Origin of the sequence: Psychrobacter sp. ENNN9_III (assembly GCF_001462175.1) — a bacterium.
Lineage (GTDB): Bacteria > Pseudomonadota > Gammaproteobacteria > Pseudomonadales > Moraxellaceae > Psychrobacter.
The window spans coordinates 1-9,188 of record NZ_LNUO01000113.1 but is presented as its reverse complement, the minus strand read 5'-3'; the positions used below and the strand labels follow the sequence as shown (position 1 = coordinate 9,188).

7 protein-coding genes are annotated in these 9,188 nt (G+C 43.7%); 4 read left to right on the top strand and 3 right to left on the bottom strand.

What is annotated here, in order from left to right; all coding sequences use genetic code 11:
- Positions 1-141: 141 nt before the first annotated feature.
- The 3 genes from PENNN9_RS07155 to PENNN9_RS07145 all read right to left on the bottom strand — a co-directional run bounded on the left by PENNN9_RS07155 (position 142) and on the right by PENNN9_RS07145 (position 4,850).
- Positions 142-2,295: an FAD-dependent oxidoreductase gene (locus PENNN9_RS07155; protein WP_058369015.1), complete on the bottom strand. Its 2,154-nt coding sequence runs from the start codon at positions 2,293-2,295 to the stop codon at positions 142-144.
- Between the two features lie 228 nt (positions 2,296-2,523).
- Positions 2,524-3,720, bottom strand: coding sequence for an aromatic amino acid transaminase (locus tag PENNN9_RS07150; RefSeq protein ID WP_058369014.1), 1,197 nt, complete (start codon positions 3,718-3,720; stop codon positions 2,524-2,526).
- A 200-nt stretch (positions 3,721-3,920) separates the two neighbouring features.
- Positions 3,921-4,850 carry a LysR family transcriptional regulator gene (locus PENNN9_RS07145; RefSeq protein ID WP_058369013.1) on the bottom strand — a complete coding sequence of 310 codons (930 nt, stop codon included), beginning with the start codon at positions 4,848-4,850 and terminating at the stop codon, positions 3,921-3,923.
- A 147-nt stretch (positions 4,851-4,997) separates the two neighbouring features.
- Here PENNN9_RS07145 and hppD point away from each other — a divergent pair, with 147 nt between their 5' ends.
- From hppD to PENNN9_RS07125, 4 genes are all read left to right on the top strand, one after another.
- Positions 4,998-6,098 (top strand): 4-hydroxyphenylpyruvate dioxygenase, encoded by a 1,101-nt coding sequence (hppD, locus tag PENNN9_RS07140; protein ID WP_058369012.1) that lies wholly within the window; start codon positions 4,998-5,000, stop codon positions 6,096-6,098.
- Between the two features lie 184 nt (positions 6,099-6,282).
- Positions 6,283-7,116 (top strand): phenylalanine 4-monooxygenase, encoded by an 834-nt coding sequence (gene phhA, locus PENNN9_RS07135; protein ID WP_058369011.1) that lies wholly within the window; start codon positions 6,283-6,285, stop codon positions 7,114-7,116.
- 154 nt (positions 7,117-7,270) lie between these two features.
- A complete protein-coding gene (locus tag PENNN9_RS07130) occupies positions 7,271-7,624 on the top strand; it encodes a 4a-hydroxytetrahydrobiopterin dehydratase (protein WP_058369010.1) in 354 nt (117 codons plus the stop codon).
- Between the two features lie 91 nt (positions 7,625-7,715).
- Positions 7,716-9,119 (top strand): Na+/H+ antiporter NhaC family protein, encoded by a 1,404-nt coding sequence (locus PENNN9_RS07125; protein ID WP_058369009.1) that lies wholly within the window; start codon positions 7,716-7,718, stop codon positions 9,117-9,119.
- Positions 9,120-9,188: the final 69 nt, after the last annotated feature.

Here is a 9,188-nt window from a genome sequence, read left to right as displayed (position 1 = left end):
TCTTCGCTTGCTGTGTGACTTCGTCACTCCAGAGGCTTCAAAAAATTTATCCCAACAGCACTTATTTCTAAAAAAATCGATCGTCTAAAAGACGATGAAATTAATGAATTGCAACAGCATCGAGTTTCACTGGAAGGTTAATTAACCTCGACGCCATGTATGGTATTTCTCAAGTAAGTTTAATACCGTTTCAGGCGCATGATTGCGTTTCCATTCACCAGCCGCGTATTTATTACCCTCCGCCCACGTTGGATACATATGAATGGTGCCGAGTATTTTATTCAGACCTAAACCATGTTTCATCGCCAGTATAAATTCTGGCATGATATCCCCAGCATGCTCAGCGACGATGGTCACGCCGAGTATTTTATCTTTGCCTTTTGGCGTAATGACTTTGATAAAGCCAGCGTTGGCGCTTTCTGTCACCGCACGATCTAAGTCTTTAAAGTCGTAGCGGGTAATTTCAAAATCGATGCCTTTTTCAATAGCCTCTTGCTCATTTAAGCCCACGCGTGCGACTTCTGGATCAATAAAAGTCGTCCACGGAATCACGCGGTAATCGACTTTAAACTTCTTTAGATGTCCAAACAAACCATTAACGGCGGCGTACCATGCCTGATGAGAGGCCACGTGAGTAAACTGATAAGGACCAACGACATCACCAGCCGCGTAAATATTGGGGTAGAGGGTTTCTAGATAGTCATCGGTCTCGATGGTACGTTCAGTTTCTATTTCTAAGCTTTCTAAGCCATAACCTTCTAAGCGCGCACGACGTCCAACGGCACAAATTAATTCGTCATATTCAATCACGATTTCTGTCTCATTGTGTTTCACCACAATATATTTTTTGTCGTCACGTATCTCGCAGCGTATCACTTGATGCGAGGTTAAGACATTCACGCCACTCTCAGTGAGTGCTTTTTGCACAAATTCTGAGACTTCCACGTCTTCTTTTTTCATAAGACGCGCGCCTCTTTCGATTTGGGTCACATTGGAGCCTAAGCGTGCAAAGGCTTGCGCCAGCTCAGAGCCGATAGGCCCGCCGCCAAGTACCACCAGCTTTTTCGGCGCTTCTTCTAATTCGGTAAACTTGTTCCATATAGTATCGCTGGTCACATAGCCAGTTTCTTCCAAACCTGGCAAGTCTGGTACAAATGGACGCGCGCCAGTCGCAATAACGATGGAGCGTGCGGTTAGTCGCTGCGTGCCGCCATCGTTTAGCGCAATCTCTACTGTCCACGGGTCGATGAACTTAGCGTAGCCTTTTAACACTTCGACACCCAAGTCCGTATAGCGCTCGACGCTGTCATTTGGAGCGATATCAGCGATGACTTTATGGATACGGCTCATGACGTTTTTAAATGAAAACGTTGGTGGTGTATTTTTTAAGCCGTAACGCTCAGCATGGCGCATCTGTTCGGCGACTTTCGCGCTTTTGATCAAGGCTTTACTGGGTACGCAGCCATAGTTTAAACAGTCGCCACCCATTTCGCCCGCTTCGATTAATGTCACTTTTGCACGGACGGTCACCGCGATATAGCTGGTGACCAGTCCGCCAGCACCAGCCCCGATCACGATCATATTACGGTCGAATTTTTTAGGTTTGTTATAGTTTTTATAGACGCGGCGTTTTTTTAGCATATTCAATATCCCTTTTGCGATAAGTGGGAAAAAGCCTAACAACGCAAATGAGACAATTAAATTAAACGATAAAATCCCTGACAAGCTGTCAATTTGCGCCAGTTGCGTACCAGCATTAACGAATACAAAAGTACCCGCGAGCATACCAATTTGGCTGACCCAATAATAAGTCCATGCTCTAATAGCAGTGACACCCATGAGTAAATTGATTAAAAAGAACGGAAATATCGGCACAAGGCGCAGGGTAAATAAGTAAAACCCGCCTTCTTTTTCCACGCCAGCATCAATGGCTGCTAAGCGTTCAGGAAAGCGCTGTTTGATGGTATCACGCAGTAAGTAACGTGAAGCCAAAAACGCTAAGGTTGCGCCAATACTAGAGGCAAATGAGGCGACCAATAAACCTTGCCATAAGCCAAATAATGCCCCAGCTGCCAAAGTCAAAATAGCTGCACCCGGTAAGGATAGGGCGGTGACGACGACGTAAAGTAAAAAGAACCCACCGATAATCAGCAGTGGCGATTGCGCTTTGTAGTCGTTAAATTGCGCCATCGACCCTTTTAAGCCGTCAAGCGTTAATAATTGATTTAGATCAAAATAAAAAAAGCTTGCCGCTAATATCAATATTAACAGTATTAAAAATATTCTTTTAATCATGAAAGGTCCGGCTTAGTGGTGGAGCAAAGTTAAATATCGAATTATTGACAGCAAGGTATAATCTAAGTGTTTTTGAGCGATTGCTCAATATCGTATAAGCGTAACATATTACGGCTTTCTAGTTATATAATTTTTTGGACTATCTTTGATTAATGTCAAAAAAAACTAATAAAAAAAGCTGAGCAAGCGCCCAGCTTTTAAATCTATTTATAACATTGGGTTAAAGCATTAATCTTTTAATACTTCTGCCATGGCATTGGCGACATAGTCGATATTATCGACATTTAAACCAGCGACGCACATACGCGAATTGGAAACCATGTAAATACCAAACTCGCTTTGCATGCGTTCCACTTGCTCAGGCGTCAATCCTGTAAAGCTAAACATGCCGTTTTGATTGGTCAGGTAATCAAAGTTACGATCAGAGATTTTGGCCTCTAGTACAGATTTAAGCTTCATACGCATGGCTTTGATACGGTCACGCATGCCATAAACTTCACCGATCCATTGCTCGTGCAAGGCTTCATCATTCATGATGATATCAACCACGCGTCCACCGTGTGATGGCGGGCTTGAGTAGATACGGCGCACCATAGAGGTCAGCTGACCAAAGACGCGCTCGGCTTCATCGGTAGTTGGACAAACCACTGATAGACCACCGACACGCTCGCCATATAGCGATAAGTTTTTGGAAAATGAGTTGCTGACAAACAGCGGTAGACCCATATCGACTGCCTTACGAATAGCATAAGCATCGCTGTCCATATCTTCGCCAAAACCTTGATAAGCGATATCCATGAATGGAATCAGCTCGCGCTCTTGAATGACGTTTAGCACTTGATCCCACTGCTCTTTGGTCAAGTCCACGCCCGTTGGGTTGTGGCAGCAAGGATGAAGTAAAAGAACATCGTCTTTGTTTAACGTCTCAAAGAACGCAATCATCTCATCGAATTTGATGCCGCCAGTGGTTTTATCGTAGTAGGGGTATTTGCCAACTTCAACATCACTGCCCTCAAAGATAGCAATGTGGTTGCCCCATGTTGGGTCGCTCACATAGCATTTAGATTGCGGGAACCATTCATGAATAAATTCAGCACCTACTTTCAATGCGCCAGAGCCACCAATAGTAGCGATGGTAGCGACAAGACCGTCTTTTAATACTTGTGCATCTTTACCGAATAACAGTTCCTGACAACCTTTACGGTGACCTGGCAGTCCTGCCATCGGTAAATAAGGACGCGGAGAGACAGGGTCTGCAATGCGCTGTTCGGCAGTTTTTACACATTCAAGTACCGGCATTTTACCGTCTTCGTCGTAGTACACACCCACGCCCAAGTTTACTTTATCGGGATTGCTGTCTTTTGCAAACTTGTCCATCAGCCCCAAGATTGGATCACCCGCGTAGTAGTCGATACGTTCAAACATTTTTTTTCCTTACAAGAATAAAATAAAGCACAAGAATAGACACGAAGCCGCCAAAAAGCATAAACCAGATTGACAATTAACTCAACGTTAGATTCAACCATATTGATTAATTAACTGATTAGATGAGCTATTTGATCATCTAAATATATTTTTAGCCAATTAAAGGGCTAATATCCATTTAAAAATAGCGTCTACTTACGCTAGCTCCCTTTATAATCGTTAAAATGGCTTGCAAAATAAGTCTGCAAAAACTCTTTAAAGGCGATACTGGCAGGCGATAGCGCTCGCGATGAACGCTGATATATAAAGAACCTACGCACTTTAACGGGCTGTGCAAGTGGGCGCATTTGTAGGCCATTGGCACTTACCCAATCAATGACTTCTGGCATATAAGGCAAGCATAAAGTAATACCAAAGCCCTGACGCGTCATCTCAAGCGCTGTCGACATAAAGTTTACTTTATAGCGCGCTTGCTGAATATGCGTGGCAACCGTCTCATCTAGCTCAGCGGTCACTTGCTCAATAAAAGGCCCTTGTAAGGTAATGAGTGGAGTATCTATTAAATCTTTCCATACCACCTCTTTTTTTTGAGCCAACGCATGATTATCTGGCATCACTATGCAAAATGGCAGCTCATACAACAAATCAGCACTAATATCATCCTCAGTTTCCATCAAACCAAGCTCCGTACCGACACCTAGATCTACCTCAATATCTTGAATGTGTTGCAGGACGTTTTCTGCAGAGCAATCCAATAAAGACACGCTGATATCAGGATAATCTTTGGCGAACTGAGCGATGACCGCAGGCATAGATGAGGCGGCGAACTGCGATACCGCTAGCCTGACTTGACCTTGCGCAAGACTCATCAGACTGCTCGCTTCATTTTCAAATAAATGCATCTCATTAAGTACCCGCCGCGCTTGCGGCAATAAATGTCTGCCTACGACCGACAAAGATAGCTGGCGAGTGGTACGATCAAACAACACGATTCCAAGGCTGGTTTCTAACTCTTTAATCAGTCCGCTGACCGCAGATTGGGTCAAATACATCTGGTCACTGGCACGTGTAAAACTGCCGCTGTCAGCGACTTTGATAAAAGCTGTGAGCTGACGAATACTGATATTCATAAGTAAACCTGATAAATAAATTAAAAAAAACAATTAGTCTTATAAATAAAGCTACTCTAAGATGAGTATATCGTCAATATATTGCATTGATATATACAACTTTTTATGTGAATTTTATACCACCGATTAACGTTAAGGATGATTACAATGGCAGATTTATTTGAAAACCCAGTAGGATTGCAAGGGTTTGATTTTGTCGAATTCGCCTCGCCACAACCTGAAGCGGTAGAAGCACTTTTTGAGCAACTTGGTTTTACCCATGTTGCCAATCACCGATCCAAAGATGTCTCTTTATACCGTCAAGGTGATATCAACCTCATCTTGAACCGCGAGCCAAGAAGCCCGGCCAGCTACTTCGTTGAAGAGCATGGAGCAGGAGCCTGTAGCATGGGCTTTCGTGTTAAAGATTCTGCAAAAGCTTACGAGCTTGCGATTGAAAATGGTGCCCAGCCAGTAGAGGTGCCGACAGGATTTATGGAGCTAAGACTTCCTGCCATCAAAGGTATCGGCGGCTCACTGATTTATCTGATTGACCGTTTTAAAGATGGTGAGTCTATCTACGACGTCGACTTTGAGTTCTTCCCAGATGTTGATAGACGCCCTGTTGGACACGGCTTTAAAGTCATCGACCACCTGACTCATAACGTCTACCGTGGTCGCATGGCTTATTGGGCAAACTTTTATGAGCGCATCTTTAACTTCCGTGAAATCCGCTATTTTGATATTAAGGGCGAATATACAGGGCTGACCAGTAAAGCCATGACCGCGCCCGATGGCAAAATCCGTATTCCATTAAATGAAGAGTCTAAGCAGGGCGGCGGACAAATCGAAGAGTATTTGATGCAGTTTAATGGCGAAGGTATTCAGCATATTGCCTTAGCCAGTGATGACTTATTTGCCAGTATCGATAAACTAAAAGCGGCGGGCATACCGCTTATGACCGCGCCAACGGCTACTTATTATGAAATGCTAAGCGAGCGTTTACCAAATCATGGCGAAAACGTCTCTGAATTGCAAACGCGTGGCATCTTATTAGATGGTACTACTGAAGGCGGCAAACCGCGTCTACTATTACAGATTTTCTCTGAAACTATCTTAGGTAGCCCAGTGTTTTTTGAGTTTATCCAACGTAAAGGCGATTACGATGAAGGCTTTGGCGAAGGTAACTTTAAAGCGCTGTTTGAATCAATAGAGCGCGATCAAGTGCGCCGCGGCGCTATTGGGCAGTCTGAGACAGAAACAGAGTAAATTTAACCATTAAGCAAACATGGCAGGACAAAAAGGAATTTGTCTTGCCACCATTAACGCTATATTACTAAAACACCGTACTAGCAAAAATACTGTATTAGCAAAGACACTGTATTAGCAAAGACACTGTGTTACCAAAGTACTGGTCTAAATAAAACGGACGAATAGCAAAAGGAATGCTGGCATGGAACGCCAAAACAAACAACCTTATCTCTCGCATCAACCTGATGCTCATGGTCATATTCACTATAGTGATGATGAGCATGCCATGTGGCAAGCGCTCCTTGAGCGTCAAGCCGAGCAAATACCCAATCGTGCTTGCACAGCATATCTAGATGGACTTAAAAAGCTCAATCTACCGTCGGATCGTATTCCACAATTACATGTTATTGATGAAGTGTTGCAAGCGGCCACAGGTTGGCAAACGGCCGCCGTACCAGCTTTAATTAGCTTTGGTAAGTTCTTCACACTCTTAGCCAACAAATCTTTCCCCGTTGCGACCTTTATCCGCCGTTTTGATGACATGGACTATATAGAAGAACCGGATATCTTTCACGAGATTGTCGGGCACTGTCCGCTACTGACTCATCCTGCATTTGCTACTTTTAATGAAACTTATGGCAAGCTTGGGCTTAATGCTAGTAAAGAAGAAAGGCTATTTTTAGCACGCCTTTATTGGTTTACTATTGAGTTTGGCTTGGTCGGGCACACGAGAGATACTCGCCGAATTTATGGTGGTGGCATCTTAAGCTCCCCTTATGAAACTATTTATGCCCTCAATGATGAGACTCAAAATCAATCAGATCATCAATCCCATCATCAGCCTGAGCATCGAGCTTTCGATTTACTAGATGTGTTACGTACCCCTTATCGTATCGATCATATTCAGCCTATCTACTATGTCATTGACGATTTGGATACGCTGTTTGACATCGTAAATAGCGATATTATGGGCGTGGTCAAGCAAGCGATGTCGCTTGGAATGTTTGAGCCAACCTATAAAGTCGAAACCAGTTAATTGCTTAATCAATTGACTGTTTAATCAACTGATCATTAAAGAAAGTGATAGCTTAATTAAGAACACTTAAACATTGTCTGCTTAAATAAACAATCACGTCAACATGGACGTACATTTAACAACAACTCAATAGTTAAAATAAAAGGAATTTACTATGACTGAGCATCTACAAGCCTTATCTCAAGCCAGCTGCGAAGCCTGCCGTGTCGGCGCCCCAAAAGTCGAAGATACTGAAGCACGCGAGCTGTTACAACAACTTCCTGATTGGTCGCTTATCGAAGTCAATGGTATCAATCAATTACAACGCCAATATAAATTCAAAAACTTCATTACTGCAATGGCGTTTGCCAATCAGCTGGCAGATATTGCGGAAGCCGAAGGGCATCATCCTGGCATATTGGTAGAGTGGGGCAAAGCCACGGTTACTTGGTGGTCGCACAGTATCAAAGGTCTGCATCGCAATGATTTTATCATGGCAGCAAAGACAGATAGCCTATACAGTAAGTAATGAGGGTAGCAATAATCAAAGCGACTCAGTAAACTTGCCATACTCAAAGCCAACCCTAAACCAACTTCAACTGGTCATCTAAGGATGTGTGATGCCGCCACAAATACTCACTCAGTTTTCACCTAGACTAGCATTTACTATTGCCACCACTGTCATCGCTATTATGGGTATTACCATGATAGGCTTTGGCTGGGTGCCTCATTTATCTCTAATCCTCGCTATCTGTGTGTTATTGGCTATTGGTCTATTCAAAGGTCTAAGCTTTGATGACATGCAAGGACAAATGGCCTCGGGCGTAATGCGCGGTATTGGTGCGATTTATCTGTTTTTCTTTATTGGTTTGATGGTCGCTGCACTCATGATGTCCGGCGCCATACCGACACTGATGTACTTTGGCTTTGAGCTGATCTCACCAGAGTTTTATTACATATCAGCCTTTGTACTTACCTCAATCATCGGTATTGCATTGGGCAGTAGTTTGACCACTGCGGCGACCTTGGGCGTGGCATTTATTGGAATGAGTAATGCGTTTGATGCCAATGTCGCTATTGCTGCTGGCGCCGTGGTATCAGGGGCGTTTTTTGGTGATAAGATGTCGCCATTATCTGATACTTGTACCATCGCTTCATCAGTGGTGGGGATCGATTTATTTGAGCATATTCGCAATATGATGTATACCACAGTACCTGCGTGGATACTGACGGTCATACTTTTTTGGTTCTTCTCAGGACAGACGGTCAGCGGGGACTTAAGTCAGGTAACGGTGTTACAAGGACAGCTGATCGACAGTGGTTTGGTGCATGGTTATGCAGTATTACCGTTTGTGGTACTTGTTGGATTAGCCGTGTTTCGGGTTAACGCCATTTATACCATTATTTGTACCATTATCGCAGCATTGATTGTCACCTATTTGCACAGTTCACCAAGCATTGGACAATTGGGTGGGTATTTCTTTGCCGGTTATGCGCCCGCTGAAACATTAGATCTTGGAGAAGTTGGCGGTATGCTCTCACGCGGCGGCGTACAAAGCATGTTCTTTACTCAAATGATTGTGATATTGGCTCTTAGTCTTGGTGGATTGCTGAGCGCTTTAGGTATCCTGCCAGCGCTGCTATCAGGTATCAAAGACACTTTGACCAGCTCGGGACGCGCAATATTTGCCGCAGCCATGTCAGCACTAAGTATCAACGTCCTCATCGGTGAGCAGTATTTGAGTATTCTGCTATCAGGTACAGCGTTTCGTCCGATATTTGAGCGCTTAAACTTACATCCAAAGAACTTATCTCGCACCATTGAAGATGCAGGGACGGTAATCAATCCACTCGTACCTTGGAGTGTGTGTGGCGTGTTTATCAGTCAAGCATTAGGCGTGCCAGTGCTGGATTATCTGCCTTATGCGTTTTTCTGTTACCTGTCGCTGCTATTGACATTGATATTTGGCTTTACAGGGCTGACGATTAGTCGTAAAGATGGGACCAAAGTTTCCACTCGTTAGTTAATTTAGGTTTTAGTGACGATTTTACATTTTTATAAATCTCGCATAAAGTAAAGCCGTTACGATTCA

Coding starts and splice junctions, on each gene's coding strand:
- PENNN9_RS07155 (WP_058369015.1), bottom strand. CDS start 2,295: ATGATTAAAAGAATATTTTTAATACTGTTAATATTGATATTAGCGGCA.
- PENNN9_RS07150 (WP_058369014.1), bottom strand. CDS start 3,720: ATGTTTGAACGTATCGACTACTACGCGGGTGATCCAATCTTGGGGCTG.
- PENNN9_RS07145 (WP_058369013.1), bottom strand. CDS start 4,850: ATGAATATCAGTATTCGTCAGCTCACAGCTTTTATCAAAGTCGCTGAC.
- hppD (WP_058369012.1), top strand. CDS start 4,998: ATGGCAGATTTATTTGAAAACCCAGTAGGATTGCAAGGGTTTGATTTT.
- phhA (WP_058369011.1), top strand. CDS start 6,283: ATGGAACGCCAAAACAAACAACCTTATCTCTCGCATCAACCTGATGCT.
- PENNN9_RS07130 (WP_058369010.1), top strand. CDS start 7,271: ATGACTGAGCATCTACAAGCCTTATCTCAAGCCAGCTGCGAAGCCTGC.
- PENNN9_RS07125 (WP_058369009.1), top strand. CDS start 7,716: ATGCCGCCACAAATACTCACTCAGTTTTCACCTAGACTAGCATTTACT.